Source organism: Pseudogulbenkiania sp. FW507-F1 (assembly GCF_058781125.1).
In genome coordinates, this window is record NZ_JBYSWM010000011.1 from 1 (window position 1) to 26,195 (window position 26,195).

Annotated in this window: 22 protein-coding genes; 14 read left to right on the top strand and 8 right to left on the bottom strand. The window is 66.0% G+C overall.

Annotation, left to right across the window (positions count from 1 at the left end; genetic code table 11):
- Window positions 1-193 precede the first annotated feature (193 nt).
- Window positions 194-1,666, bottom strand: a complete 1,473-nt coding sequence (gene pdxR, locus AC3WG5_RS08920) for a MocR-like pyridoxine biosynthesis transcription factor PdxR (protein WP_492568447.1) — start codon at window positions 1,664-1,666, stop codon at window positions 194-196.
- Between the two features lie 94 nt (window positions 1,667-1,760).
- Between pdxR and AC3WG5_RS08925 the strand changes: the two genes are divergently transcribed.
- The 4 genes from AC3WG5_RS08925 to AC3WG5_RS08940 all read left to right on the top strand — a co-directional run bounded on the left by AC3WG5_RS08925 (window position 1,761) and on the right by AC3WG5_RS08940 (window position 4,982).
- Window positions 1,761-2,168, top strand: coding sequence for a rhodanese-like domain-containing protein (locus AC3WG5_RS08925; RefSeq protein WP_008955633.1), 408 nt, complete (start codon window positions 1,761-1,763; stop codon window positions 2,166-2,168).
- A 47-nt stretch (window positions 2,169-2,215) separates the two neighbouring features.
- Window positions 2,216-2,812, top strand: a complete 597-nt coding sequence (locus tag AC3WG5_RS08930; protein ID WP_492568448.1) for a GNAT family N-acetyltransferase — start codon at window positions 2,216-2,218, stop codon at window positions 2,810-2,812.
- 1 nt (window position 2,813) lies between these two features.
- Window positions 2,814-3,452: an FMN-binding negative transcriptional regulator gene (locus AC3WG5_RS08935; RefSeq protein WP_492568449.1), complete on the top strand. Its 639-nt coding sequence runs from the start codon at window positions 2,814-2,816 to the stop codon at window positions 3,450-3,452.
- 90 nt (window positions 3,453-3,542) lie between these two features.
- Entirely contained in the window at window positions 3,543-4,982 is a 1,440-nt protein-coding gene (locus AC3WG5_RS08940; protein WP_008955630.1) for a hypothetical protein, read from the top strand.
- Between the two features lie 117 nt (window positions 4,983-5,099).
- Here AC3WG5_RS08940 and gabD read toward each other — a convergent pair whose 3' ends face one another.
- The 6 genes from gabD to AC3WG5_RS08970 form a co-directional block, all read right to left on the bottom strand.
- Entirely contained in the window at window positions 5,100-6,560 is a 1,461-nt protein-coding gene (gabD, locus tag AC3WG5_RS08945; protein ID WP_008955629.1) for an NADP-dependent succinate-semialdehyde dehydrogenase, read from the bottom strand.
- Window positions 6,561-6,623: 63 nt separating this feature from the next.
- A complete protein-coding gene (gene gabT, locus AC3WG5_RS08950) occupies window positions 6,624-7,889 on the bottom strand; it encodes a 4-aminobutyrate--2-oxoglutarate transaminase (RefSeq protein WP_492568450.1) in 1,266 nt (421 codons plus the stop codon).
- Between the two features lie 499 nt (window positions 7,890-8,388).
- The gene (locus AC3WG5_RS08955; protein WP_492568451.1) at window positions 8,389-9,690 is read right to left on the bottom strand and encodes a TolC family outer membrane protein; all 1,302 of its coding nucleotides are present in this window, start codon (window positions 9,688-9,690) and stop codon (window positions 8,389-8,391) included.
- A gap of 119 nt (window positions 9,691-9,809) precedes the next feature.
- Window positions 9,810-12,941: an efflux RND transporter permease subunit gene (locus tag AC3WG5_RS08960; protein WP_492568452.1), complete on the bottom strand. Its 3,132-nt coding sequence runs from the start codon at window positions 12,939-12,941 to the stop codon at window positions 9,810-9,812.
- A gap of 10 nt (window positions 12,942-12,951) precedes the next feature.
- Window positions 12,952-14,025: an efflux RND transporter periplasmic adaptor subunit gene (locus tag AC3WG5_RS08965; RefSeq protein ID WP_492568453.1), complete on the bottom strand. Its 1,074-nt coding sequence runs from the start codon at window positions 14,023-14,025 to the stop codon at window positions 12,952-12,954.
- Between the two features lie 15 nt (window positions 14,026-14,040).
- The gene (locus AC3WG5_RS08970) at window positions 14,041-14,700 is read right to left on the bottom strand and encodes a TetR/AcrR family transcriptional regulator (RefSeq protein ID WP_014085817.1); all 660 of its coding nucleotides are present in this window, start codon (window positions 14,698-14,700) and stop codon (window positions 14,041-14,043) included.
- A gap of 141 nt (window positions 14,701-14,841) precedes the next feature.
- On the opposite strand from AC3WG5_RS08970, the gene argB reads away from it, so the two are divergent.
- The 3 genes from argB (at window position 14,842) to fdhA (ending at window position 17,975) form a co-directional block, all read left to right on the top strand.
- Entirely contained in the window at window positions 14,842-15,717 is an 876-nt protein-coding gene (gene argB / locus AC3WG5_RS08975) for an acetylglutamate kinase (RefSeq protein WP_014085818.1), read from the top strand.
- A 239-nt stretch (window positions 15,718-15,956) separates the two neighbouring features.
- Window positions 15,957-16,412: a CBS domain-containing protein gene (locus tag AC3WG5_RS08980; RefSeq protein ID WP_008955622.1), complete on the top strand. Its 456-nt coding sequence runs from the start codon at window positions 15,957-15,959 to the stop codon at window positions 16,410-16,412.
- 366 nt (window positions 16,413-16,778) lie between these two features.
- A complete protein-coding gene (gene fdhA, locus AC3WG5_RS08985) occupies window positions 16,779-17,975 on the top strand; it encodes a formaldehyde dehydrogenase, glutathione-independent (protein ID WP_008955621.1) in 1,197 nt (398 codons plus the stop codon).
- A gap of 81 nt (window positions 17,976-18,056) precedes the next feature.
- Here the strand turns inward: fdhA and AC3WG5_RS08990 are convergent, their stop codons facing one another.
- Complete coding sequence (locus tag AC3WG5_RS08990) at window positions 18,057-18,833, bottom strand: IclR family transcriptional regulator (protein WP_014085820.1); 777 nt, start codon at window positions 18,831-18,833, stop codon at window positions 18,057-18,059.
- 163 nt (window positions 18,834-18,996) lie between these two features.
- Here AC3WG5_RS08990 and AC3WG5_RS08995 point away from each other — a divergent pair, with 163 nt between their 5' ends.
- From AC3WG5_RS08995 to ylqF, 7 genes are all read left to right on the top strand, one after another.
- Window positions 18,997-20,184, top strand: coding sequence for an acyl-CoA dehydrogenase (locus AC3WG5_RS08995; RefSeq protein WP_492568454.1), 1,188 nt, complete (start codon window positions 18,997-18,999; stop codon window positions 20,182-20,184).
- A 219-nt stretch (window positions 20,185-20,403) separates the two neighbouring features.
- On the top strand, window positions 20,404-21,597 hold the full coding sequence (locus AC3WG5_RS09000; RefSeq protein ID WP_008955618.1) for a CaiB/BaiF CoA transferase family protein: 1,194 nt from the start codon (window positions 20,404-20,406) through the stop codon (window positions 21,595-21,597).
- Window positions 21,598-21,815: 218 nt separating this feature from the next.
- Complete coding sequence (locus AC3WG5_RS09005; protein WP_492568513.1) at window positions 21,816-23,435, top strand: electron transfer flavoprotein-ubiquinone oxidoreductase; 1,620 nt, start codon at window positions 21,816-21,818, stop codon at window positions 23,433-23,435.
- A 291-nt stretch (window positions 23,436-23,726) separates the two neighbouring features.
- On the top strand, window positions 23,727-24,284 hold the full coding sequence (locus AC3WG5_RS09010; RefSeq protein ID WP_492568455.1) for a hypothetical protein: 558 nt from the start codon (window positions 23,727-23,729) through the stop codon (window positions 24,282-24,284).
- A gap of 119 nt (window positions 24,285-24,403) precedes the next feature.
- Window positions 24,404-24,742, top strand: coding sequence for a DUF4870 family protein (locus AC3WG5_RS09015; RefSeq protein WP_008955615.1), 339 nt, complete (start codon window positions 24,404-24,406; stop codon window positions 24,740-24,742).
- A 225-nt stretch (window positions 24,743-24,967) separates the two neighbouring features.
- Complete coding sequence (locus tag AC3WG5_RS09020) at window positions 24,968-25,180, top strand: DUF3820 family protein (protein ID WP_008955614.1); 213 nt, start codon at window positions 24,968-24,970, stop codon at window positions 25,178-25,180.
- Window positions 25,181-25,184: 4 nt separating this feature from the next.
- Window positions 25,185-26,120 carry a ribosome biogenesis GTPase YlqF gene (gene ylqF / locus AC3WG5_RS09025; RefSeq protein WP_014085826.1) on the top strand — a complete coding sequence of 312 codons (936 nt, stop codon included), beginning with the start codon at window positions 25,185-25,187 and terminating at the stop codon, window positions 26,118-26,120.
- Window positions 26,121-26,195: the final 75 nt, after the last annotated feature.

Consider the following 26,195-nt stretch of genomic DNA (forward strand, 5'->3'; position numbering starts at 1 on the left):
ACAGGACCGTGAAACGCCTTAGCGCCGATGATAGTGCGGCATTGCCGTGTGAAAGTAGGACACCGCCAGACTCCCCTCAAGAAAGCCCAGCTCATACGAGCTGGGCTTTTTGCTTTGTGCTTTGTGCTGGCGGAATGCATCCTCCACCGCGTCCACCTTCCCCCCTCTGCAGACGGCAAGAAAAAAGGCCGGATTACCGGCCTTGGTGCTGCATTTCCTGTTCGAACAATTCCGCCATCCGTCGTGCTGCACGGCACAACTCGGCTTCCGGCACCCCGGCGTATCCCAGTACCAGTCCCCGCCGTGTGGCCGGTCCCCAGAAATGCCGGGCGAGCGGACGCAGCCATAGTCCTTCGCGCGCGGCGACGGCGCTCAGCTGCTGCTCATTCACTGTATCCGGCAGGCTGGCGACCAGGTGCATGCCGGCCTCGCCGGGGGAGAGCGGCAGCTGTTCACCCAGGCACTGGTGCAGTGTTTCACGCAGCAGCGTCTGGCGGATCTGGTAGAGCTCGCGCATGCGCCGGATGTGGCGCGCAAAGTGGCCTTCGGCGATGAAGTCGGCCAGTGCCGCCTGTATGGCGTAATGCCCTTCGCGGTATAAGCGGGCGTAGCTGGCGCGGAACGGATCGATCAGGGCTTCCGGCAGAACCAGATACCCCAGGCGCAGGCCGGGATACATGACCTTGCTGAAGGTGCCAAGATAGATTACGGCGCCACCGTTGGCCAGCCCCTGCAGCGAGGCGAGTGGCTGCGAGTGGTAGCGGAATTCGCTGTCGTAGTCGTCCTCGACGATCCAGCTGCGGTGGGCTTCGGCCAACTTCAGCAACTCCAGGCGCCGTCCCAGCGTCATCACCACGCCACTGGGGTATTGGTGCGACGGGGTGACATAGATCAGCCGGGGAGCGCGCGCGGGAGGGGCCAGGGCCGGGTTCAATCCTTCTGCATCGACCGGAACCGGCACGATGTCGAGGCCGGCGGCGGTCATCGCCGCCTGCGCCCCGGCGTAGCCGGGCTCTTCCAGCCAGACCGTGTCACCCGGATCGGCCAGCAGGCGGGCGCACAGTTCCAATGCCTGCTGGGCGCCCTGAGTGATCACAATCTGTTCCGGACGGCACAGTACCGAGCGTGACTGGCGCAGGTAATCGCACAGCACCTCGCGCAGCGCCGGCAGCCCGCCATCGTGGCAGTAGCCGAGCCAGTCGAGGCTGGGCTGCTTGTTGTGGCGCGACAACAGACGTTGCCACTGCTGCTGCGGGAAGGCATCCAGCGCCGGGACGCCCGGTGCGAAGGCGCCGAGCACGCCTTGCGGCAGATTGCTGTGGCGACTCAGTTGCTCGCCGCGCTGGCTGAGGCCGGGCAGGCGGGCCCCTGCCGCGGGTGACGGTGCGTCGCGCCCGGTGAAGACATCCGAGACGTAGGTGCCCGAGCCGTGCCGGCTCTCCAGGTAGCCTTCGGCCTGCAGCTGGTCGTAGGCCGCGAGCACGGTGTTGCGCCCCAGTCGCAGCTCGCGTGCCAGCTGGCGCGAGGCGGGCAGGGTGCTGCCGCCGGATAGACGTCCCTGGCGGATCCAGTCGCGCAGCTGATGATAGAGCTGGCGGTGCAGCGCTTCGCTGCCCTCGCGTTGGAGGACTTGCTGCAGGGCGTCGACGATCCAATCACTGCTCAAGGTGGTTCCTTCATCGATAGCAAAGTGGCTCTTTTGACGGGATGACTTTGCCTGTAGCCTGACTCCATGTCCACTCTGGGAAGAGGAGTCCGAGATGCTGATGGATCCGTGTGCGTTTTATGCGGCCAAGCTGGCCTACGAAATCGATTCGGCCGATGTCTACGCCATGCTGGAGCGTGGCGAACCGCTGTTGCTGATCGATGCCCGCTCGGCCGATGCCTATGCCCGCGAGACCCTGCCCGGCGCGCTCAGTCGGCCGCATCGTCTGATGACGGCGGAGAGCACCGCGGATCTGCCGCGCGACCGCCTGCTGGTGACGTTCTGCGACGGCATCGGCTGCAACGCGTCGACCAAGGGGGCGCTGAAGCTGGCGGAGCTGGGGTTCCCGGTGCGCGAACTGATCGGCGGTGTCGATTGGTGGAAGCGCGACGGCTATGCGACCGTGACCGGCGAGCTGGCCCGGCAAGCCGGGCCGAGCGGTCCGGCGGCCTGCTCATGCTGAGGCTGGAGCCATGAAGCGCTTTGATACGTGGTTGAAGGGAGCATGCAATGAGGTTCTGTGAGCCGATCACCTTGAATGGACGGTACGCCCGGCTGGAGCCGCTGACGCTGGAGCACCATGATGGTCTGGCGGCAGCGGTCCGCGACGGGGAGTTGTGGCGTTTGTGGTATACCGCGATCCCGACCCCGGACGGCATGCGCGCCGAGATCGAGCGCCGTCTGACGCTGTGGGAGCAGGGCAGCATGCTGCCGTTCGCGGTACGCCGACTCGACAGCGGCGAGCTGTGCGGCATGACCACCTTCATGAACATCGAACAGGAACGTCGGCGCGTCGAGATCGGTTCGACCTGGTACGCGCACAGCGCGCAGCGCACGGCGATCAATACCGAGTGCAAGTTGATGCTGCTGGCGCATGCCTTCGATGCGCTGGGCTGCATCGCCGTGGAGTTTCGTACCAGCTGGATGAACCAGGCGTCGCGTGCGGCGATCGCCCGGCTCGGGGCCAAGCAGGATGGCATCCTGCGCAATCACCAGCTGCTGGGCGACGGCGTTTACCGCGACACCGTGGTGTTCTCGATCATCGACCAGGAGTGGCCGGCGGTGCGGCAGCACCTGCGTTTCAAGCTGGATAGCCGGGAGGCGTGAGATGTACCTGCCCAAACATTTCGAGGCCCCGAGCACGGAGGCCATGCACGAGCTGATGCGCATGGCTCCGTTGGCCACGCTGGTTGCATCGACGGCGGCGGGGCTCGAGGCTAACCACATCCCGCTGCTGTGGTCGCCCGATCCGGCCCCGTCGGGCTGCCTGCGCGGCCATGTCGCGCGCGCCAACCCCTTGTGGCGCAACGTCACGGGGGAGTGCGAGGCACTGGTGGTCTTCCACGGCCCCGACGCCTATGTGTCGCCGGGCTGGTATCCGAGCAAGCGCACGGACGGCAAGGCGGTGCCGACCTGGAACTACGTCGCGGTGCACGCCTACGGTCGGCTGCGCGTGATCGACGACCGGGACTGGCTGCGCGAAAAGCTGACGCTGCTGACGGCCGAGCACGAAGCCGGCATGGCGTCGCCCTGGCAGTTGAGCGATGCCCCGGCCGACTACATCGACAAGCTGTTGGCGGCGGTGGTCGGCATCGAGATCGTCGTCAGTCGGCTGGAAGGCAAATGGAAGGCGAGCCAGAACCAAGCCGCGGCCAACCGGGCGGGCGTGGCCGCCGGGCTGGCGGCGAGCGGCGACGCCGGAGCGGCACGGATGGCGGCGCTGGTGGAGGCGGGAACGGCGCGCTGAGCGAGCGGGCTGGAGAGGTCGATAGGTTTCACCGCTGGCTCGGCTCGGAGTAAAATACAATGTTTATTCCGCTGATCGATGTAGAGACCGATGAAACCCCATCCCCGCAATGCCCGCATCAAGGGCGAGCCGCAGCCGCCCAGCCGTTTCATTTTCGGCGACGCCGTGGACGAGGCCGGACTGGAGCCGTGGGAGTACGTGGTCCACACCGGATCGCCCGCCTTCGTCTGCCGCCTGGTCGGCAACGACGTGACGCCGTTCGCCGGCCGCGACAGCACCGAGTTCGCCAGTGCCGTGCTGTTCGACGACGAGGAGCAGCTGACCCATTACGTCTGCAACAGCGGCTTCAGGCTGTTCGATTTTTCCTTCCGCGACGAAGTGCCCAGCGCCGCCCGCCTGCAGTCCATCTGCGACGAGGCGATGACGGTCTATCAGCGCCTGCAGCAGGTCTACAACGAGCGCGACATGGGGCCGAAGGCGCGCGAGATGCGGGTCGGGCCGAGCGAGCCGCTGCCGCCGGCCGAGCGCGCGCGCGCGATCCGTTCGCTGGCCGAAACCGCCCAGGCCGCGGTGGTCGACCCGGTGCGCCGGGTGCAGCTCTCCGCCGACGTGCAGATGGCGTTGGCGGGTGGCGACCAAGCGGTGTTCACCGAGGCCCAGCTGGCATTGCAGGGCGAGGTGCCGGCGCGCCAGCTGCTGGTCGATACCGCGCGCGACTGCATCGCCTTCCCCGAGGTGGTGCGCCAGGACGGCAGCAGCGTGTCGTTCGAACTGTGGGCGCTGCCGCTGGCGTTCTCACGTGCGCAGGGCGGGGTGTGGTGGCACTTCCCGCTGCTGGAGCGCATCGAGGGGGTGTTGGCGGATGCGCTGGACGTGCCGTCGCAGGCCATCCTGTGGGTGTCGCCGACCCTCTTCACGCTCGACATGCTCAACGAGCGCTCCTGCCAGAACCTGGTGCACCTGGCGCCGGTGATGGACAGCGGCTGCGATTTCGCCCCGGTCGAGCCGGAGCCGGCGCGCGCCACCTTCGAGGCGGCGCGCAAGACCCAGCAGCCGCAGCTGGTGCTGGCGTGGATTCCGTTCATCGTCGAGCGCGGCGTGCTGACCGTGGAGCGCGTGCGTCAGCTCGGCCGCAAGGCGCTGGAGCTGACCATGCCGGTGGTGCAACAGGCCATCGCCAGCGAGATGGAGTACGGCGAGGCCGAGCTGTTCACGCCGTTGCCATGGTGGGAGGCGCTGTCCGCCGGGGTGCAGGCCTGGAACCGCAAGCGGCTGGGCATGACGGTGGCGCTGGTGGCGGCGGGCCAGGGCGGTCTGCAGGAGCTGGAAGCCGTGGCGGAGTATCAGCCCGAGCTGCAGGGCTACGACGTCGGCCTCAAGCTGAAAGGCAGCGAGGAGGTCCTGGCCCATACGCCGTGGATGCTGGTGCCGGATGTGGCGCCGGACCGCGAGTTGTCGTTCCACGATCTGGCTTCCTGCCTCAAGGAAGCAGGGATTCCGCTGTCGGAGCGGGTGGCGCGGCTGCACTGAGACCGGGCGTTGCCGCCAAGGTTGGCCGAAGCCTGTCGTTCGGCCAGCGGCAAAAAAAAGGGGCCGGTCTCAGCCGGCCCTAATTCGCTTCACACCTGACAGGGTCTTACAAATTCATCAGCGGTCGATACCGCCCAGCAGCACGTACTTGATTTCCAGATAGTCTTCGATGCCGTACTTGGAGCCTTCGCGGCCCAGGCCGGATTGCTTCACGCCACCGAACGGCGCGGCCTCGTTGGAGAGGATGCCGCTGTTGACCGCGACCATGCCGTACTCCAGGCCTTCGGAGACGCGGAAGATGCGGCCGATGTCGCGCGCGTAGAAGTACGAGGCCAGGCCGAACTCGGTGTCGTTGGCCATCTGGATCGCTTCTTCTTCGGTCTTGAAGCGGAACAGCGGCGCCAGCGGGCCGAAGGTTTCTTCCTTGGCGACCTTCATCTGCGGCGTCACGCCGGTGATCACGGTCGGCTCGAAGAAGCTGTGGCCCAGGGCGTGGCGCTTGCCGCCGGTGACCAGCTTGCCGCCCTTGGCCAGCGCGTCGGCGATGTGCTCTTCCACCTTGGCCACCGCGTTCAGGTCGATCATCGGGCCTTGCGTCACGCCGGCTTCCAGGCCGTTACCCACCTGCAGCTTGGCGACGGCGGCGGCGAATTTCTCGGCGAAGGCGTCGTACACGCCGTCCTGCACCAGGATGCGGTTGGCGCAGACGCAGGTCTGGCCGGCGTTGCGGTACTTGGAAATCATCGCGCCTTCGACCGCGGCGTCGAGGTCGGCGTCGTCGAACACGATGAACGGCGCGTTGCCGCCCAGTTCCATCGACACTTTCTTCACGGTGTCGGCACATTGCGCGATCAGCTTGCGGCCCACTTCGGTGGAGCCGGTGAAGGAGAATTTCTTCACCGTGTCGGAGCCGGTCAGCACGGCGCCGATTTCGCTGGAGCCGCCGGTGATCACCGAGAACACGCCTGCCGGGATGCCGGCGCGGTGCGCCAGCTCGGCGATGGCCAGCGCCGACAGCGGCGTCTGGCTGGCCGGGCGCACCACCATCGGGCAGCCGGCGGCCATGGCCGGAGCGGCCTTGCGCGTGATCATGGCGTTGGGGAAGTTCCACGGCGTGATCGCGGCGGTGACGCCGATCGGCTCTTTGGTCACCAGGATGCGCTTGTCGGCGCCGGTGGACGGGATGGTGTCGCCGTAGATGCGCTTGGCTTCTTCGGCGTACCACTCGATGTAGCTGGCGCCGTAGGCGATTTCGCCCTTGGCCTCGGCCAGCGGCTTGCCCTGTTCGGCGGTCAGGATGACGCCGAGGTCTTCCTGGTTGGCCATCATCAGGTCGAACCACTTGCGCAGCAGGTTGGCGCGCTCCTTGGCCGACTTCTTCTTCCAGCTCTTGAACGCTTCGGCAGCGCCGGCCACGGCGCGCTCGGCTTCGGCGCGGCCCATTTTCGGCACGTGGGCGATGATCTCGCCGGTGGCGGGGTTGGTGACCGGGATAGTCTCGCCGTTGTCGGCGTCCAGCCACTCACCGTTGAGGTAGCACTGCTGCTTGAGCAGCGACGGGTCTTTCAGGTTCAGCATCATGTTCTCCGTGTGCAGGGCGCTTCGGCCAACCTGGACAGGTTGGCCGAAGGGCAGGGCGGCTCAGGCGCGCAGGGCGGTGTCGAGCTTGGCCAGCGCTTCCTGGAATACGCTGTCCTCGATGGTCAGCGGGAACAGGAAACGTACCACGTTGGCGTAGGTGCCGCAGGTCAGCAGGATCAGGCCGGATTCCAGCGCCTTCTGCTGCACCTTCTTGGTGAACTCGGCATCCGGCTCGTGGCTGCCCGGCTTGTTGAATTCGACCGCGATCATCGCACCCAGACCACGCACTTCGGCGATCTGCGGCACGGCCTGTTTCAGACCGTGCAGTTTTTCTTTCAGTTCCTCGCCCAGGCGGTTGGCGCGCTCCAGCAGCTTCTCTTCCTGGATCACGGAAATCACCGCCTTGGCCGCGGCTAGCGCCAGCGGGCTGCCGGCGTAGGTGCCACCCAGGCCGCCCGGTGCCGGGGCATCCATCAGTTCGGCCTTGCCCACCAGCGCGGCCAGCGGGAAACCGCCGGCCAGCGACTTGGCCAGCGTCATCAGGTCCGGCGCCACGCCGAAGTGTTCCATCGCGAACAGCTTGCCGGTACGGGCGAAGCCGGCCTGCACCTCGTCGGCGATCAGCAGGATACCGTGCTGGTCGCACAGCGCGCGCAGGGCTTTCACCCACTCGGCCGGGGCCGGCACGAAGCCGCCTTCGCCCTGAACCGGTTCGAAGATAATGGCGGCGACGCGCGACGGCTCGATGTCGTACTTGAACAGACGCTCGAGGCTGGTCAGCGAATCGGCGATCGACACGCCGTGCAGTGCATTCGGGTAGAGGCCGTGGTAGATGTCGGCCGGGAACGGGCCGAAGCCGATCTTGTACGGGGCGACCTTGCCGGTCAGCGCCATGCCCATCATGGTGCGGCCGTGGAAGCCGCCGCCGAAGGCGATCACGCCGGAGCGTCCGGTGGCGGCGCGCGCCACCTTGATGGCATTTTCCACGGCTTCGGCGCCGGTGGAGAAGAACGCGGTCTTCTTGGCGTAGTCGCCCGGGGTCAGGGCGTTGAGCTGCTCGGCCACCTCGACGTAGAGCTCATAGGGGACAACCTGGTAGCAGGTGTGGCTGAACTTGTTCAACTGTTCGGCCACGGCAGCCTGCACCTTGTCGTGAAGGTGACCGGTATTCAGGACGCCGATGCCGCCGGCGAAATCGATGTAGCGGTTGCCTTCCACGTCCCACAGCTCGGCGTTCTTGGCGCGTTCGGCGTAGAAGCCGCACATCACGCCGACACCGCGCGGAGTGGCGGCGGCTTTGCGTTGCTGCAGTTGTTGGTTGCTCATGAGGTCTCTCCTGTGTTCTGTGCCTGTGTGTCGGGCTGAGTGGGGTGGTCTCTACGGGTCCATGCCGGGGGCCCTGCGGCGACAGCGGCGTGCGCCGTCGTCGTGGGCCGCTCTGCTGAATCGGTCTGGGCCCGGCGAGCAGCACGGGTTGAGCAAATTCTAGACGGGTGTTTATTAAAAAGCTACGTTGTACTTAATAAATTAAACGGCAGGACGGCGCGAGTGTTGCGCTGCCGCCAAAGAAAACCGGCCGGAGGGAGCCGGCCGGAGGGTGTGCTGGGGAGCGTAAGCGTTTGTTTCGACAGGAAGAAGTCGGGGCCTGAGCCAAGCCGGTCGGGCGGTGCTCGAATCGTGCCACGGTGCAGGCACGCAGGCTGTGGCGAAAGGCAGGACCGGCCACCGTGCCTGGCGGTGCTAAACAAAGCGGGGCATCGCGCTGTACCGGCGCCGGCGCACCGCCCGCTCACCCCGCGGCACGCTGCGCCAGGGACTGTGAGGCTCAGCGCACGATGTAGGCGTTGACCTCGGCCAGTTGCTGCGGCCCCAGCTGGCCGGCGGCCTGCGCCAGCTGCAGCTTGGCGAGCAGGTAGTTGTAGCGTGCCTTGGCCAGCTGGGTCTGGTCGTTGTAGTACTCCTGCTCGGCCTGCAGCAGATCGAGGTTGGTGCGCACGCCGACCTCCTTGCCGAGCCGGGTGGAGTCGAGCTTGCTCTTGGCCGAGACCAGCAACTGCTGCTGCGCCTTGACCAGGGCCGCCCCGCTGGTGACGCCCAGATAGGCCTGGCGCACCTGCTCGCGCACCTGGCGGCGCGCCGCTTCCAGCTTGTCCTTGGCGCTGTTCTCGTTGGCCGCCGCCTCGCGCACCCGCGAGTTGATGCCGCCGCCGGCGTACAGCGGCAGCGTCAGCTGCAGCCCGACCGAGGACGCTCGGGTGTGCGCGGGGAGGGTGCTGTTGTCGGTGTTGTCCTTGTAGCCGGCGGTGAGCGACACCACCGGCAGGCGCTGCCCGCGCTTCTCGGTCAGATCCTGGCTGGCCAGCGCCAGGTTCTGCTCCTGTGCCTTGATGTCGAGGTTATTGGCCAGCGCCTGGGCGATCCAGCCGTCGAGATCGACGTTGGTCGGCTGATCCAGCGGCAGCGCCGGCGTGACGGCCTGCACGGCGAGCGGATCGAGCCCGGTGAGACGGCGCAGGGCGTTGCGCTTGATCTCGAGATCGCTCTCGGCGAGGATTTCCTGCGCCACCGCGCCGTCGTAGCCGGCCTGCGCCTCGTGGGTGTCGGTGATGGTGGCGGTGCCGACCTCGAACGCGGTCTTGGCCTGCTCCAGCTGGCTGGCGAAGGCCTTCTTGGTGGCCTGGGTGGAGGCCAGCGTGTCCTGCGCCAGCAGCACGTTGAAGTAAGCCTGCGCCACGTCGACGATCAGCTGTTGCTCGCTGGCGGCGAAACGGGTGTCGGCCAGGGCGCTGCTGGTCTTGCCCTTCTGGTAGCCGGTGTACTTGCTGACGTCGAACACGGGCTGCGTCAGCTGCACGCCGACGCCGTGCGTGGTGAAATTGCCGCCGGCGACGGAGGGCTGGATCAGGTTGGTGCGGCTGTAGTCGGCGCTCAGCGCCACCTGCGGCAGCAGCCCGGCACGGCCCTGTGGCGCTTTTTCGTGGCCGGCGTCGCGGTCGTAGCCGGCGGCGGCGAAGGACGCGTCGTAGCCGCGGGCCTGCTGCCAGGCCTCCATCAGGTCGAAGGCCTGGGCCGGCAGCGCCGCGGCGGCGATCAGCAGAGCGGTCAGGGTACGGATACGTGATGTCATTGCTGTTCTCGTCAAAGGCTGTTGCCGGAGCCTGTTCCGGATGATGTCGTTCTGCTTCGGGGCCGCCGCGCCGGTAACGGCGTGGCGGGCGGCTTCCCGGGCGAGGCGTGTCATGTTCGTCATGCTTCGGCGCCTGCCGGCTGCGGTGCGGTGCCGGGCGCCTCCGCCGTGGCGCGCGCGACGTGGTCCTGTGCACGCGGAGCGGAACGCCGCACCTTGAACCACTGCGCGTACAGCGCGGGCAGGAACAGCAGGGTCAGCACCGTGGCCACCAGCAGCCCACCCATGATCGCCACCGCCATCGGCCCCCAGAAGGTGCTGCGCGTCAGCGGAATCATCGCCAGGATCGCCGCCAGCGCGGTCAGCATGATGGGGCGGAAGCGGCGCAGGGTGGAACCGACCACGGCCTCCCAGCGCTCGATGCCCTCGCCGATGTCATGCTCGATCTGGTCCACCAGAATAACCGAGTTGCGCATGATCATGCCCGACAGCGCGATCACTCCCAGCATCGCCACGAAGCCGAACGGGGCACGGAAGGCGATCAGCGTCAGCGTCACGCCGATCATGCCGAGCGGCGCGGTGAGCACCACCATCAGCGTGCGCTGGAAACTCTGCAGCTGCAACATCAGCAGGGTCAGCACCACCACGATCATCAGCGGCGCCACCTTGGCGATGGCCTGCTGCGATTTCACGCTGGATTCGACCGAGCCCCCCATCTCGATGTGATAGCCCAGCGGCAGCGTGGCTTCCAGCTGCTTGAGACGGGGAGCCAGCGCCTGCACCACGTCCGCCGCCTGCACGCCGTCGGCGGTGTCGGCGCGTACCGTCACCGTCGGCAGCCGGTTGCGACGCCAGATGATGCTCTCCTCCGGCTGGTACTCGATGCGTGCCAGCTGCGATACCGGGACGAAGCGCCCGTTCGCGGCCTGCACCATCAGGTTGCCCAGGCCGGCGACGTCGGTCTTCTCGGCCGGGTTGAGGCGCGCCTCGACGGTGATGGTGCGGTCGCCCTCGCGCAACTCGGTCACGGCGGCGCCGGAAATCAACAGCTGCAGTTGCCGGCCCAGGCTCTGGGTCGACACGCCGAGGGCGCGGGCACGGTCCTGGTCGATCACCAGGCGCAGCGACTTGATCTGCTCGCCCCAGTCGTTGTTGACCTGGCGCGTGCCAGGCTGGCTGCGCAGCAGCGCTTCCAGCCGCGCGGCGATGCGTTTCACTTCCTCGTGGCGTTCGCCCATCACCCGATACTGTACCGGATAGCCTACCGGCGGCCCGTTTTCCAGCCGGATCACGCGTCCGCGCAGCGCGGGGAAGTCGCTGTCGAAGGCGCGCTCCAGGTCGCGCTTGACCGTTTCGCGCACCTTCTCGTCCCGGGTCATCACCATCAGCTGGGCGTAGTTGAGGTGCGGCATCTGCTGGTCGAGCGGCAGGTAGAAGCGCGGCGAGCCGCCGCCGACGTAGCTGGTGATGCTGTCGACGCCGGGGTGATGGGCGAACATCGTCTCCAGCTTCTTCGTCTCGCGCTCGGTGGCCTGGTAGCTGGCGCCATGCGGCAGCCACAGGTCGACCAGCAGTTCCACGCGGTTGGAGGAGGGGAAGAACTGCTGCGGCACGAACAGCCTGAACGTCCCCAGCGACAGCAGGAACAGCGCCAGCGTGGCGGCGATCACGCTCTTGCGGTGGTCCAGACACCATTCCAGCACGCTGCGAAAGCGCCGGTAGAACGGCTTGTGGTAGACGTCGGCGTGCTCGCCCTCGGCCTTGAACGTCGGCAGCAACTTGAAGCCGAGGTAGGGGGTGAAGATCACCGCCACCACCCACGACAGCACCAGCGCCAGCCCGACCACGGCGAACAGGCTGAACACGTATTCGCCGGCGTTGGACTTGGCGAGCCCCACCGGCAGGAAGGTGGCGGCGGTGATCAGCGTGCCGGTGAGCATCGGGAAGGCGGTGCTGGTGTAGGCGAAGGTGGCCGCCTGGTAGCGGTTCCAGCCCTGTTCCAGTTTCAGCGCCATCATCTCCACCGCGATGATGGCGTCGTCCACCAGCAGGCCCAGCGCGATGATCAGCGACCCCAGAGAGATGCGCTGCAGGTCGATGTTGAAAAAGTACATGGCGAGGAAGGTCATCGCCAGCACCAGCGGGATCGACAGCGCCACCACCACGCCCGAGCGCCAGCCCAGGCTGAAGAAGCTCACCGCCAGCACGATCACCACCGCCTCGATCAGCGAATGCATGAACTCGCTGATCGAGTGCTGCACCACCTTGGGCTGGTCCGACACCGGTGAAATCTCGACGCCTAGCGGCAGCGCCGCCTTCACGCGTGTCAGCAACTGGTCGAGGTCGCGTCCCAGGCGCAGCACGTCGCCACCGTCCTTCATGCTGATGGCGAGCCCCAGCGCCGGTTTGCCGTTGAAGCGCATGCTGAAGCCGGGTGGGGTGACGAAGGCGCGGTGCACGGTGGCGATGTCGGCGAGGCGGAAGCTCTGGCCGTTGACCGTGATCGGGGTATTGCGCACCGCCTCCAGCGTGCCGTAGGCGCCGCTCGGGCGCACCCATATACGCTCGCCAGCGGTCTCGAACACCCCGGCCGGCGTCACCGCGTTCTGTTCGGCCAGCGCGTTCCAGACGGTGCGGGTGTCGAGCCCCAGCGTGGCGAGGCGGCTGGTGGAGAGGTCGACGTAGAGGCGCTCCGGCTGCTCGCCGACGATGTCGACCTTGCCGACGTCGGGCAGGCGCAGTACTTCCTGGCGCGTGCGGTCGGCGTAGCGGCGCAGCTCCTCGGCGCTGAAGCCGTCGCCGGTGAAGGCGAGGATGTTGCCGAAGGTGTCGCCGAATTCGTCGTTGAAGAACGGGCCTTTCAGGTCGGCGGGCAGGTTCTGGCGGATGTCGCCGAGCTTCTTGCGCACCTGGTACCACTGCTCCGGCACCTTGTCCGGCGCGATGCCTTCGCGCAGGTTGAGCAGCAGCTGCGCCTCACCGGGTTTGGTGAAGCTCTTGACGTATTCCAGCCCGTCCAGCTCCTGCAGCTTCTGCTCCAGTTTGTCGGTGACCTGCTGTTCCATCTCGCTGGCGCTGGCGCCGGGCCACACCACCTTGACCATCATCGCCTTGAAGGTGAACGACGGGTCTTCCTTCTGCCCCAGCTGGGTATAGGCCCAGGCGCCGGCCAGCATCAGGGTGATCATCAGGTACAGCACCAGCGCTTGGTGCTTGAGCGCCCACTCGGACAGGTTGAGTTGTTGTTTCATGGCGGGCACCTCAAGGCTGGAGCAGGCGGACCGGCTGGCCGTCGCGCAGCAGGTGCACGCCGGCGCTCACCACCTGTTCCCCTGTTTTCAGCGCGCCGCTGACGCGGGCAACGCTGTCGTCGATGCCCTGCACGCTGACCTCTCTTCGGCCAACCTTGTGGCTCTTGGGATCGATCACCCAGACGTAGTGCCGGCCGTCCTGGTCGAGCAGGGCGGAGAGCGGCAGCTGCAGGTTACGGTTGCTGTCCGGCGCCGGCAGCGTCACGGTCGCGCTCATGCCTAGCGCCAGCCCGGCGTTGGCGCCGTCGAGGCTGATGCGCGCGGCGTAGGTGCGGGTGGCGGGGTCGGCGTCGGCCGACAGCTCGCGCAAGGTGCCGTTGAAGGTCTGGCCGTCGGCCCACAGCTTCACCTGCAGCGCCTTGGCTGCCCGCAGCGCCGCCAGGGCGTTCTCCGGCACCTGGATCGCGACTTCGCGCGGACCGTCCATGGCCAATTTCAGTACCGGCTGGCCGGCGGCGACCACCTGGCCGACCTCGGCGCTGACGCTGCCGATCACGCCGTCGGCGTCGGCGACGAGCGTGGTGTAGGCGTTCTGGTTGCGGCTGCCGGCCAACTGGGCCTGTGCCTGCTGCAGCTTGGCGCGCGCGGCGTTGACGGCGTTCTGCTGGCGCTCGACCTGGGCCGGGCTGATGAACTGCTTGCCCAGCAGTTCCTGGGAGCGCCTGAGGTCGGCCTCCTGCTGCATCAGGTCGGAGCGGGCGGCGGCGAGCTGGGCCTGTTTGGCGGTGAGGTCGAGTTCGTAGTCGCTGGCGTCGAGCCGGGCCAGGAGCTGCCCCTTCTTCACCCGCTCGCCGGCATTCACCAGGCGCTGGGCGATCTTGCCGCCGACGCGGAAGGCCAGCGGCGTTTCCTGCCGGGAGCGGATGTCGCCGGCAAAGCGGGCGCCGGGCTGGGACGCGTTGTCGCCGGCGGTGACATAACGCACCGGGCGGATGTCTTCCTGTACCGCCGCCTCCTTGGCGCAGGCGGCGAGCCCGAGCACCGCCAGGGCGGAGAGGAGCCAGCGAGAGTGAGGTGTCTTCATCGTGTTGGGCCTTGCTTAGTTGTTGTTATGACTGGGGGCGCACAGGCCGTTGAGGACCAGGTCGAGGGCCTCGGCCAGATGATGGCGCGAATTCTTGTAGGAATAACCGGCCCCCTCCGGCACCACCTTGCCGAATGAGTGCGCCCAGGTCATCGCCAGCACCAGCGGTGCCAGCAGGGCGTCGGTGGCGCTCTCGATCGGCACCGCGCGGAATTCCCCGTTGGCGATGCCGCGCTGCAGGATGCGGCCGACCATGCAGAGGCTGGGCTGGATCACCTCGGCGGCGTAGAACTGCGCGAGTTCGGGGAAGTTGGTGGCCTCGGCGATCACCAGCTTGCAGATACCCGCCAGCTCGGTGCAGCCCACCTCGTCCCACCACTTGAACATCAGCTGCTGCAACAGCTCGGCGGCGCTGCCGCTGTGCTGTCGTTCAATCTCGGCGAACTCGGCGAAGCGCGACGACAGGTTGACCTGGATCACCGCCTTGAAGATTTCTTCCTTGTTCTGGAAGTACAGGTAGGGCGTGCCCTTGGTGACGTTGGCGGCGTGCGCAATGTCTTCCATCTTGGTGGCGCGAAAGCCTTTTTCGACGAACAGGCTGAGGGCGGCGTCGAGGATTTCCGACGGCCGGGCGTCTTTCTTGCGCTGCCAGCGCGGCAGGGTGGGTTCGCTCATGGTGGTTGCTGAATGCTTGTTCAGTAGTGGAATGCAAATGTACTAAGCGCGGAGGCGGTTGGCAATTAATAAATAACAGTTCAGCAACGTGATTGATTACAATGCAACACTTCCCGTATCCCCTTACCCAGGAGACCGCACGTGACCGTATCCGCCACCGAGAAGGCGCTCATCCTCGCCGAGGCGCTGCCCTACATCCGCCGCTTCAACGACAAGACCATCGTGATCAAGTACGGCGGCAACGCGATGACCGACGACAAGCTGAAGGAGGACTTCGCCAAGGACGTGGTGCTGCTGAAGCTGGTTGGCCTGAACCCGGTTGTGGTGCATGGCGGCGGCCCGCAGATCAACGACATGCTGGAACGCGTCGGCAAGCACGGCGAGTTCATCCAGGGCATGCGCGTCACCGACCAGGAAACCATGGACGTGGTGGAAATGGTGCTGGGCGGCCAGGTCAACAAGGAGATCGTCTCGCTGATCAACCAGCACGGCGGCAAGGCCGTGGGCCTGACCGGCAAGGATGGCCACTTCATCCGCGCCCACAAGCTGTTCCTCAAGGGCGAGGGCGAGGGCGAGCAGATCGACATCGGCCGCGTCGGCGAAATCGACGTGATCGATCCGGCGCTGGTGTCTCTGCTCGACTCGCAGGACTTCATCCCGGTAATCGCGCCGATCGGTGTCGGCAGCGACGGCGAGGCCTACAACATCAACGCCGACCTGGTGGCTGGCAAGTTGGCCGAAACCCTCCATGCCGAGAAGCTGGTGCTGATGACCAACACCCCGGGCGTGCTGGACAAGAACGGCAAGCTGCTGACCGGGCTGACTGCCGAGAGTGTCGAGGCCCTGTTCGCCGACGGCACCATCCACGGCGGCATGCTGCCCAAGATCAGCTCCGCTCTCGACGCCGCCAAAAACGGCGTCAACTCGGTGCACATCATCGACGGCCGCGTCCCGCACGCGCTGCTGCTGGAAATCCTCACCGACGCCGGCGTCGGCACCATGATCCGCGCCAAGTAAGCGCGGCTGGGCAGCTATTCGTTCCGGATCATCTATAGTGGAGGCATAGTTCCAAAAAGCATTAGACGCGAGAACGCGAAGGCAAGTGAGCGGGGCCGCAGACAGTACAGCAAGTACGGCAAGTGCTCGCTGAGCGAATCTTGAAGATTCGCACGCTGTCTGCGTAGCGCCGCCGACAAAGTTATCGTGTTTAAGGCGAATTGGAACAACAGGTCCAAACGTCTGCAAAGGGGGATCGCATGCAAACCGTACGACAATTGCTCGACAGCAAGCCCAACCGGCAACTGATCTTCGTCAGTCCCGACGCCACGGTGTTCCAGGCCCTGCAGGTCATGGCCGAACAGAACGTCGGGGCGGTACTGGTGATGCACGCCTGCGACGTGCACGGCATCTTTTCCGAGCGCGACTACGCGCGCCGCGTGGTGTTGCAGGGGCGGACTTCGGCCGGCACCCACGTGCGCGAGATCATGACCAGCCGCGTGGTGTACGTGACCCCCGAGCAGACCGTGGACGAGTGCATGGCGCTGATGACCGAGAAGCGCATCCGCCACCTCCCGGTGATGGAGGGCTGTGAAGTGCTGGGTGTGGTCTCGATCGGCGACCTGGTGCACGCCACTCTCGAAGCGCAACAGCTCACCATCGACCAACTGGTGCACTACATTCAGGGTGAACCGGCCAGCCCTCCCCGGATGTAAGCGCATGGCAAGCAGGACGCCTAGCACCGTGCTGGACGCCCTGCTGCCGGCCTGACTCCCTTTCCTGTTGTATCCCCCCAACGCTTTTCTGCCGTGCCACTCTCGCTAGGCGCTGTCGCGCCTGGTTGTTTGCGGCGGCGGCCGGCTGCTGTCGTATTGCCATGAAGCGCCGTTCTGGCTCGGCGACGGCGTGGTGGCCGGTGCAAGACGGGGGTGTCCGATTTTTCCGCATGTCGGTTTTTGGCCGTTGTGGGGCGTTTTCTGTCTCGTTGCCGGGGGGCGATCGCGCCTATTGTCGCGAAGCGCGCCGGCCGACGCTTTGCCGTCGCCGTGCGTGTAACCCATCGAAAAATTCGGAGGCAGACAATGAGCGACAATCGCGGTGTGGTGTATCTGGGGCAAGGTCATGTCGAGGTGCAATCCATCGGCTACCCGAAAATGGTCGATCCGAGCGGCCGGCCGATCGGCCACGGCGTCATCCTCAAGGTGGTGACGACCAATATCTGCGGCTCGGACCAGCACATGGTGCGCGGCCGCACCACGGCCGAGGTCGGGCTGGTGTTGGGCCACGAGATCACCGGCGAGGTGATCGAGATCGGCCGCGACGTCGAGACGCTGAAGATCGGCGACCTGGTGTCGGTGCCGTTCAACGTGGCGTGCGGTCGCTGCACCACGTGTAAGGAACAGCACACCGGGGTGTGCCTGAACGTCAACCCGTCGCGCGCCGGCGGCGCCTACGGCTACGTCGACATGGGCGGCTGGATCGGCGGCCAGTCGGAGTACGTCATGGTGCCGTACGCCGACTTCAACCTGCTCAAGTTCCCGGACAAGGACAAGGCGATGGAGAAGATCCGCGACCTGACCTGCCTGTCCGACATCCTGCCCACCGGCTACCACGGCGCGGTGACGGCCGGGGTGAAACCGGGCTCGACCGTCTACATCGCCGGCGCCGGTCCGGTCGGTATGGCCGCTGCCGCTTCGGCGCGTCTGCTGGGCGCGGCGGTGACCATCGTCGGAGACATGAACCCCGAACGTCTGGCGCACGCCCGTGCAGTGGGCTTCGAGACCGTGGACCTGTCGCTCGACGCCACGCTGGGCGAGCAGATCGCGGCCATCCTCGGCACCCCCGAGGTGGATTGCGCGGTCGATTGCGTCGGCTTCGAAGCGCGCGGCCACGGCACGCACGCCCACGAAGAGGCGCCGGCCACGGTGCTCAACTCGCTGATGGAAGTCACCCGCGTGGCCGGTGCCATCGGCATCCCCGGTCTGTACGTGACCGACGACCCGGGCGCGACCGACGCCGCCGCCAAGCGCGGCAGCCTGTCGATCCGTTTCGGTCTCGGCTGGGCCAAGTCGCACTCCTTCCATACCGGCCAGACCCCGGTGATGAAGTACAACCGCAACCTGATGCAGGCCATCCTGTGGGACCGTCTGCCGATCGCCCAGATCGTCAACGTCAGCGTGATCTCGCTCGACGAGGCGCCGAACGGCTACCGTCAGTTCGACGGCGGCGCGCCGCGCAAATTCGTCATCGACCCGCACGGCACGCTCAAGTCGGCCTGATCGTTCCGCCATAAACCAAGCGGGCGAACGCAATGCGTTCGCCCGCTTTTTCTTTGTCTGGTGTTGTGGCTGCCGGCGGCGTCAGGCCGCCCCCGGCGCGATGCGCCGCGCCATCTGCTGCAGTGCCGGCGCGATGTCGCGCTCGAAGCGCTCCGCGGTGAACAGCGCCGCCGGGCCGCTCGCGTTCAGGCTCATCGGCGGCTGACCCGGAATCGGCGACGGCAGCGGCACGCCGACCGCCATCACCTCCGGTACGAACTCCCCGAACGAACTGGTGTAGCCCAGCTCGCGGCATTGTTGCAGTGCGGCGTCGAGGCGGTTCTTGATCGGCGGCCAGTTGCCGCCGTAGCGGCTGGCCAGTTCTTCGTCCAGCCGTGCCCGCTCGCTGGCGCCAAGCCCTGCATAGCAGGCGCGGCCGATGGCGGTGGTGGCGACCGGCACGCGCGAACCGACCGTCAACTGCACCGACACCCGCGCCGCACTGCGGCAGGTCTCCAGGTACACCATGTCGCTGCCGTCGCGCATCGCCAGGCTGACCGAGACATTGTGCGCCAGCGCGAACTCGCGCATCAGCGGCGCGGCGGCACGGCGCACGTCGTAGCTCGCCAGCACCACCGAGCCCAGTTCCAGCACCGCCAGCCCAAGTCGATAAAAGCCGCTGTCCGCTTCGTGGCTCAGGTAGCCCAGCTGGGTCAGGGTGTGGGTCAGCCGCGACACCGTGGATTTGGGCAGCCCGGTGCGGCGCGCCAGCTCCTGGTTGGACAGCCCGCTCTCGCCGGAGCGGAAGGCGGACAGCACCGTCAGGCCGCGTGCCAGCGCGGTGACGAACAGCCTGTCCTTGTCGTGCTCTTCCGTCATGGTGTTCTTCTTCCTGTGGGTTTTGGCGCGGCAAGCATAGCCTGCCTGCTCGTTGCGGCCAAGAAAACGCTTTACAAGCCAGCTCGGTGCTTGCTAGTCTATTTCACATAGTAAAACCAAATTCCGCATAGCGGAACAACGAAACCGCAAAGGAGAGTCGCCAATGGCCGCCCCGACCAGCCGTGCCCCGTTTTCCTGGGAAGATCCGCTTCTGCTGGAAACCCTGCTGACAGAAGAAGAGCGCATGGTGCGCGATACCGCCCACGCCTACTGCCAGGAACGCCTGATGCCGCGCATCCTGACCGCCAACCGCGAGGAGCGCTTCGACCGCGAGATCATGAGCGAGATGGGCGAGCTGGGCCTGCTGGGCTGCACCATCGACACTCACGGCTGCGCCGGCCTCTCCCACGTCGCCTACGGCCTGATCGCCCGTGAAGTCGAGCGCGTCGATTCCGGCTACCGCTCGGCGATGAGCGTGCAGTCGTCGCTGGTGATGCACCCGATCTGGGCCTACGGCACGGAAGCGCAGAAGGACAAGTACCTGTCCAAGCTGGCAACCGGCGAGTGGGTCGGCTGTTTCGGCCTGACCGAGCCGGATGCCGGTTCCGATCCGGCAGGCATGAAGACCCGTGCGCGCAAGGTCGACGGCGGCTATCAGCTCAAGGGCAGCAAGATGTGGATCACCAACAGCCCGATCGCCGACGTGTTCGTGGTCTGGGCCAAGGACGACGACGGCGAAATCCGCGGCTTCGTGCTCGAAAAGGGCATGCAGGGTCTGTCGGCGCCGAAGATTCACGGCAAGTTCTCGCTGCGCGCCTCGATTACCGGCGAGATCGTGATGGACGACGTGTTCGTGCCGGAAGAGAACCTGCTGCCGGGCGTGAAGGGCCTGAAGGGGCCGTTCGGCTGCCTCAACAAGGCGCGCTTCGGCATCGCCTGGGGCGCCATGGGCGCCGCCGAGTTCTGCTGGCACGCGGCGCGCCAGTACACGCTGGACCGCAAGCAGTTCGGCCGCCCGCTCGCCGCCAACCAGCTGATCCAGCTCAAGCTCGCCAACATGCAGACCGAGATCGCGCTGGGCCTGTCGGCCGCGTTGCAGGTGGGGCGGTTGATGGACCAGGGCCGTGCCGCGCCGGAGATGATCTCGCTGATCAAGCGCAACAACTGCGGCAAGGCGCTCGACATCGCCCGTGTCGCGCGCGACATGCACGGCGGCAACGGCATCGCCGACGAATTCCACGTCATCCGCCACGTGATGAACCTGGAGGCGGTCAACACTTACGAGGGCACGCACGACGTGCACGCCCTGATTCTGGGCCGGGCCCAGACCGGGATTCAGGCGTTTGCCTGATAGGGAGCGGCCGCCGAGGCTCCACCCGGCGGCCATGGTCGTTCCTGTCTGTTCTTGAGGCCCGGCTTGTCCGGGCCCTTTTTTCTGCCGTGACAGCCCAGAGTGGATGGCCGACCGTCCGTTGCGGCCTGTTTCGGCCAACCTTTATGACAAGTTTGCAGAGCCTGTCCCAGTAGGCGTAGCTGCCTAATGGAGCAGGGTCTTACTGAGGAGATGACAATGTCTGGCGCCCTTTCCGGTTTCAAGGTTCTCGATCTGACGCGCGTATTGGCAGGGCCGTGGACCGGCCAGCTGCTGGCCGACCTCGGCGCCGAGGTGATCAAGGTGGAACGTCCCGGCCAGGGCGACGACACCCGGCAGTGGGCGCCACCCAGCCTGCCGGACGGTACCGCCGCCTATTTCCTGTGCGCCAACCGCGGCAAGCGCTCGGTCACCGTCGACATCACCCGTCCCGAGGGCCAGGCCATCGTGCGCAGGTTGGCCGAAGAGGCCGACGTGCTGCTGGAGAACTACAAGGTCGGTGGGCTGAAGAAATACGGGCTCGACTACGACAGCCTCAAGAGCCTCAACCCGCGCCTGGTGTACTGCTCGATTACCGGTTTCGGCCAGGACGGTCCCTACGCCGAACTGCCCGGCTACGACTACATCGTGCAGGGCATGAGCGGGCTGATGAGCATCACCGGCCCGGCCGACGGCGAACCGCACAAGGTCGGCGTCGCGGTGACCGACCTCTTCACCGGCCTCTACGCCGCCAACGCGGTGCAGGCGGCGCTGCTGGCCAGGAGCCGCACCGGGCAGGGCCAGTACATCGACATGGCGCTGTTCGATTGCTCGCTTGCCATGCTGGCCAACGTCAACATGAACTGGCTGGTCGGCCGCACAGTGCCGCCGCGCCTGGGCAACGCCCATCCCAACATCGTGCCCTACCAGGTGTTCAAGACCGCCGGCGACGGCCACTTCATCCTCGCCTGTGGCAACGACAAGCAGTTCCGCGCGGTGTGCCAGTTGATCGGTCAGCCGCAACTGGCCGATGACGAACGCTTCGCAAGCAACCCGGCGCGGGTACAATACCGCGAGCAGCTGGTGCCGATGTTGGCCGAAGCCTTCCGCGCCCGCAGCCGCGACGAGTGGCTCAAGGCGCTCGACGAGGCCGGCGTGCCGTGCGGGCCGATCAACAACGTGGCCGAGGCCTTCGCCGATCCGCAGATCCGCCATCGCGGCATGGAAATCCATCTGGAAGACAGCGTCGGCCAGGACGTGCCGCTGGTGGGCTGCCCGATCAAGCTGTCCGGCACGCCGGTGGAGTATCATCGGGCCCCCCCCAAGCTCGGTGCCGACACCGACGAGGTGCTGGGCGCGCTGGGGTATGATGGTGAGGCAATTGTGCAACTGCACCAATCAGGAATAATTTAAACGATTGTTTGATTTTTGACGGATGGCTGGATTCATTGCATCATGATCGCCATTGAATTCCAAACAGCATCAGGAGCGAGAAAACGAAGCCCGTCAGGGCGAGTTTCTGCGAAGCTAAGGCGAAGGCAAGTGAGCGTAGCCGGCAACGTTATCGCTTCTAAGGCGAGTTGGAATAACGTCATGCGGATGAGCGAGGAGTAGCGGTGGAACGCGAATACATGGAATACGACGTGGTGATCGTCGGCGGCGGCCCTTCGGGGCTGTCCGCGGCGATTCGCCTCAAGCAGCTGGCGGCCGAGAAGGGCCAGGAGATCAGCGTCTGTCTGCTGGAGAAGGGCTCCGAGATCGGCGCCCACATCCTCTCCGGCGCGGTGCTCGAACCGCGCACGCTGAACGAACTGATCCCCGACTGGAAAGACAAGGGCGCGCCGCTCAACACCCCGGCCCAGAAGGACCAGTTCCTGCTGCTCACCGAGACCGAGTCGATCCAGCTGCCCACCCCGCCGCAGATGCACAACGAGGGCAACTACATCATCAGCCTCGGCAACTTCTGCCGCTGGCTCGGCCAGCAGGCCGAAGAACTCGGCGTCGAGATCTACCCCGGCTTCGCCGCCGCCGAAGTGCTCTACCACCCGGACGGCTCGGTCAAGGGCGTGGCCACCGGCAACGTCGGCACCGGCAAGAACGGCGACCAGGAAGGCGAGCCCGGCATCGAGCTGTGGGCCCGGCAGACCGTGTTCGCCGAAGGCTGTCGCGGCTCGCTCACCAAGACCCTGTTCGAGCGTTTTGACTTGAGAAAGGGATCCGACCCGCAAACCTACGGCATCGGCATCAAGGAACTGTGGGAGGTGAAACCCGAGCTGCACCAGCCGGGCAAGATCACCCACACCGCCGGCTGGCCGATGGACACCGCCACCTACGGCGGCTCCTTCCTCTACCACCTGGAAAACAACCAGGTGGTGGTCGGCTTCGTGGTGGGCCTGGACTACCAGAATCCCTACCTGTCGCCGTACGAGGAATTCCAGCGCTTCAAGACCCACCCGGCCATCAAGGACGTGTTCGAAGGCGGGCGGCGCCTGTCCTACGGCGCGCGCGCCATCTCCGAAGGCGGCCTGCAGAGCATTCCCAGGCTCACCTTCCCGGGCGGGGTGCTGATCGGCGACACCGCCGGCTTCCTCAACGTGCCCAAGATCAAGGGCACCCACACCGCGATGAAGTCCGCCATGCTGGCGGCCGAGGCGATCGTCGAGGCGCTGGCCACGGCCCAGGAAGGCCAGCCGCTCGAGGCCACTGCGTACACCGCCAAGTTCAAGCAGAGCTGGCTCTACGACGAACTCTACCGCGTGCGCAACATCCGCCCGGCGTTCCGCTGGGGGCTGTGGCCGGCGATGCTCTACTCGGCGCTGGACACCTACCTGTTCCGCGGCAAGGCGCCGTGGACGCTGCACCACAAGCACGCCGACCACGAGTGCCTCAAGCCCAAGGACGAGTGCACGCCGATCGCCTACCCCAAGCCGGACGGCGTGCTGACCTTCGACCGGCTGTCGTCGGTGTTCATCTCCAACACCAACCACAGCGAAGACCAGCCGGCACACCTCAAGCTGAAGGACCCGCGCGTGCCGATCAAGATCAATCTGGCGCAGTACGACGCGCCGGAGACGCGCTACTGCCCGGCCGGGGTGTACGAGATCGTCGGCCGCGAAGAGGGCGCGCCGCGCCTGCAAATCAACGCGCAGAACTGCGTGCACTGCAAGACCTGTGACATCAAGGACCCGACCCAGAACATCAACTGGGTGACGCCGGAAGGCGGCGGCGGGCCCAACTACCCGAACATGTGATCCAGCAAACCTGGCGTCATGCCGGGTTTTTTTATCCCCTTGCTCCTTGACAGGGGAGGGGAGCCATCGGCATGATGGGGCCATGCTTAAATCCTTTGTCACCTCCTACGTCTATTTTTATTGGTACCGCAGCTCATGGCGGCGCCAAGGGGCGTGTGTGCTCTGACAAAGCAAACCAACACACCAGATTCCCGACAAATGCCGCCGCGGTTCAGGCGGCATTTGTCTTTTCAGCTCCCGGCAAATGATCTCCCGAACCGCAGTCACCCGACTTCACTGGAGAACGAGATCATGAACCCCCGCCACGATGCCTTGCTCAGCGCCGACGCGGCCCTGCCGAGCCTGCCGGGCTGTGCTATCACCCTGTTAAGGGATGTGGAATTGCTGTCCGAGGGTGCCAACGGCGTGGCCGAACTGCGCGCCACCCAGCCCATGCCCGGCACCTTGCTGCTGGCGGAATCGCGCCTGCCCGGCATCCGCACCGTCGCCATGCTGCTGGCTGCCTCTCGGCGCCGACACGACGGCAGCCATGCCCCGGCGCGTTTCAGCGATGCGGCCGACTGGCTGGCGGCGCGCATCCTGCTCCTGGGCTTGAGCCATGTCGCGGTGAGCGCCGATACGCTGCCGCAACTGGACGAAGCCAACCGCCGCTTGACGGTGCTGGCGCAACGGCTGGGGCTGCCGTCTCGCCCGGCGGTGCCGGTGCTGATGACGGGAGCGGCGCAGACCGAGGTGGCCGGGCCGAGCCTGCCGCTGTGGCTGGAGCGCTGCCCGGTCGAGGAGGTTATCCGTTTCTGCCGCGACGAGACGGCCAAGGTCCTGGCGCGCTGGAGCGCGGCCGGCGTCTAGCCCCGAACCGCTCTGGCTGGCGTCGCTGCGTTATCTTGCGCTACTGTCTGTGGCCGTGGGCCAGGACGGGACGGCTTTGCCGGCGTGCCGGTGGCCACCCGATAAAATAAGGAAAGCGCATGGAACTGATCGACCACGAATTTGAACGCAAGCTCAACAATCTGACGCTGGCCGTCTACATCCTGCAGGCGCTGAGCCTGTTCGTCGGCGTGACGGCGATCGTCGCCATCATCATCAATTACCTCAAGCGTGACGACACCCGTGGCACGCTGTACGAGAGCCATTTCCTGTGGCAGATGCGCACCTTCTGGTGGGGATTGCTGGGGCTGGTGCTGGGCTACCTGACGGTGTTCCTGCTGGTCGGCTTCGTGATCCTGTTCGCGGTCTATGTCTGGCTGATCTATCGTGTGGTGAAGGGCTTTCTCAATCTCAATGACGGCAAGCCGATGCCCTTGTAAGAGCCTATCCCATTAGGCAGTTGCGCCTTCGCATCTTGAGCGCCGGCAGTGCTCGGAATCCTCATGGACTACGTGTCCATTCCGGTTCCTGTGCGCTGGCGGCACTCAACCTGCTTTGGCTCACTTGCCTACTGGAATAGGCCCTGAAGACAGGTTTTCTATGTTGCGCATGGTCAGTGCCTGCACTCTTTGGCACAATGCGCTTCCCCGAGTTCGAGTGCCGCCATGAATGCCGACGACCTTCTCCTGCTGGTGACGCGCCAGATGCCGTTCGGCAAGTACCAGGGCCGGCTGATCGCCGATCTGCCCGGGCATTACCTGGCCTGGTTCGCCCGCGAAGGCTTCCCCAAGGGGGAAATCGGCCGCTTGCTGCAGCTGGCCTTCGAACTCGATCACAACGGACTGTCGTCCCTTTTGGACCCCTTACGGAAACGGTAACAGCATGGCGATTCAATGGTTTCCCGGCCACATGAACAAGGCGCGCAAGGATCTGGCCGAGCGCGTCAAGGATATCGATGTGGTCATCGAAATGCTGGACGCCCGTCTGCCGGCCTCCAGTGCCAACCCGATGATCGCGCGCATGACGCGCGGCAAGCCGGCGTTGAAGATTCTCAACAAGCAGGACTTGGCCGACCCGGCCATCACCCAGGTCTGGCTGGATTACTACTGTTCCAAGCCGGGTACCCGCGCCATCGCGCTGGATGCCGGCGAGCGGGCGCCGGTCACCAAGCTGGTGTCGGCCTGCCGTGCGCTGGCACCCAACCGTGGTGGGCTGGAAAAGCCGTTGCGCGTGCTGATCTGCGGCATTCCCAACGTCGGCAAGTCGACGCTGATCAATAGCCTGGCCGGGCGGCGCATCGCCAAAACCGGCAACGAGCCGGGTATCACCAAGGGTCAGCAGCGCATCCTGCTGGCCGACGACTTCGAACTGGTCGACACCCCGGGCATGCTGTGGCCCAAGATCGAGGTGGAAGAGGGCGGCTACAACCTGGCCGCCAGCGGCGCGGTCGGCCGCAACGCGCTGGACGAGGAAGAGGTGGTGCTGGAGCTGCTGCGCTACCTGATGAAGCACTACACCACGCTGCTGCAGGAGCGCTATAACGTCGGCGATATCGAGGGCTGGCAGGATTTCGAGGTGCTGGAGCAGATTGGCAGGCGCCGCGGTGCCATGCTGGGCGGCGGGCGGGTGAATATCCAGAAGGCCGCCGAGATCGTGCTGACCGATTTCCGCGCCGGCAGCATCGGCCCGATCACGCTGGAGCGCCCGGACGAATGGAAAGCCTGGGAAAAGGCGGCGCGCGAGCGCGAGGCGGAGCGCCAGGCTTTGCGCGAAGTGCAGCGGCTGGAGCGGGAGCAGCGCGCCAAGGGTTCGCGCTGAGCCTTTCGGGGTGTTGATACAAATGCCATGAACAACGGGTGCCAGAGGCACCCGTTTCGTTTTGGTCCGCTTGGC

What these genes read in the sequence shown, in the direction of transcription:
- AC3WG5_RS09015 (WP_008955615.1), top strand. Translation starts at nt 24,404, where the DNA reads ATGGAACTGATCGACCACGAATTTGAACGCAAGCTCAACAATCTGACG.
- AC3WG5_RS08955 (WP_492568451.1), bottom strand. Translation starts at nt 9,690, where the DNA reads ATGACATCACGTATCCGTACCCTGACCGCTCTGCTGATCGCCGCCGCG.
- AC3WG5_RS08935 (WP_492568449.1), top strand. Translation starts at nt 2,814, where the DNA reads ATGTACCTGCCCAAACATTTCGAGGCCCCGAGCACGGAGGCCATGCAC.
- AC3WG5_RS08980 (WP_008955622.1), top strand. Translation starts at nt 15,957, where the DNA reads ATGCAAACCGTACGACAATTGCTCGACAGCAAGCCCAACCGGCAACTG.
- AC3WG5_RS08965 (WP_492568453.1), bottom strand. Translation starts at nt 14,025, where the DNA reads ATGAAGACACCTCACTCTCGCTGGCTCCTCTCCGCCCTGGCGGTGCTC.
- AC3WG5_RS08960 (WP_492568452.1), bottom strand. Translation starts at nt 12,941, where the DNA reads ATGAAACAACAACTCAACCTGTCCGAGTGGGCGCTCAAGCACCAAGCG.
- fdhA (WP_008955621.1), top strand. Translation starts at nt 16,779, where the DNA reads ATGAGCGACAATCGCGGTGTGGTGTATCTGGGGCAAGGTCATGTCGAG.
- AC3WG5_RS09005 (WP_492568513.1), top strand. Translation starts at nt 21,816, where the DNA reads ATGGAATACGACGTGGTGATCGTCGGCGGCGGCCCTTCGGGGCTGTCC.
- AC3WG5_RS08970 (WP_014085817.1), bottom strand. Translation starts at nt 14,700, where the DNA reads ATGAGCGAACCCACCCTGCCGCGCTGGCAGCGCAAGAAAGACGCCCGG.
- AC3WG5_RS08940 (WP_008955630.1), top strand. Translation starts at nt 3,543, where the DNA reads ATGAAACCCCATCCCCGCAATGCCCGCATCAAGGGCGAGCCGCAGCCG.
- AC3WG5_RS09020 (WP_008955614.1), top strand. Translation starts at nt 24,968, where the DNA reads ATGAATGCCGACGACCTTCTCCTGCTGGTGACGCGCCAGATGCCGTTC.
- AC3WG5_RS08925 (WP_008955633.1), top strand. Translation starts at nt 1,761, where the DNA reads ATGCTGATGGATCCGTGTGCGTTTTATGCGGCCAAGCTGGCCTACGAA.
- AC3WG5_RS08990 (WP_014085820.1), bottom strand. Translation starts at nt 18,833, where the DNA reads ATGACGGAAGAGCACGACAAGGACAGGCTGTTCGTCACCGCGCTGGCA.
- gabD (WP_008955629.1), bottom strand. Translation starts at nt 6,560, where the DNA reads ATGCTGAACCTGAAAGACCCGTCGCTGCTCAAGCAGCAGTGCTACCTC.
- AC3WG5_RS09000 (WP_008955618.1), top strand. Translation starts at nt 20,404, where the DNA reads ATGTCTGGCGCCCTTTCCGGTTTCAAGGTTCTCGATCTGACGCGCGTA.
- AC3WG5_RS08930 (WP_492568448.1), top strand. Translation starts at nt 2,216, where the DNA reads ATGAGGTTCTGTGAGCCGATCACCTTGAATGGACGGTACGCCCGGCTG.
- gabT (WP_492568450.1), bottom strand. Translation starts at nt 7,889, where the DNA reads ATGAGCAACCAACAACTGCAGCAACGCAAAGCCGCCGCCACTCCGCGC.
- AC3WG5_RS09010 (WP_492568455.1), top strand. Translation starts at nt 23,727, where the DNA reads ATGAACCCCCGCCACGATGCCTTGCTCAGCGCCGACGCGGCCCTGCCG.
- AC3WG5_RS08995 (WP_492568454.1), top strand. Translation starts at nt 18,997, where the DNA reads ATGGCCGCCCCGACCAGCCGTGCCCCGTTTTCCTGGGAAGATCCGCTT.
- ylqF (WP_014085826.1), top strand. Translation starts at nt 25,185, where the DNA reads ATGGCGATTCAATGGTTTCCCGGCCACATGAACAAGGCGCGCAAGGAT.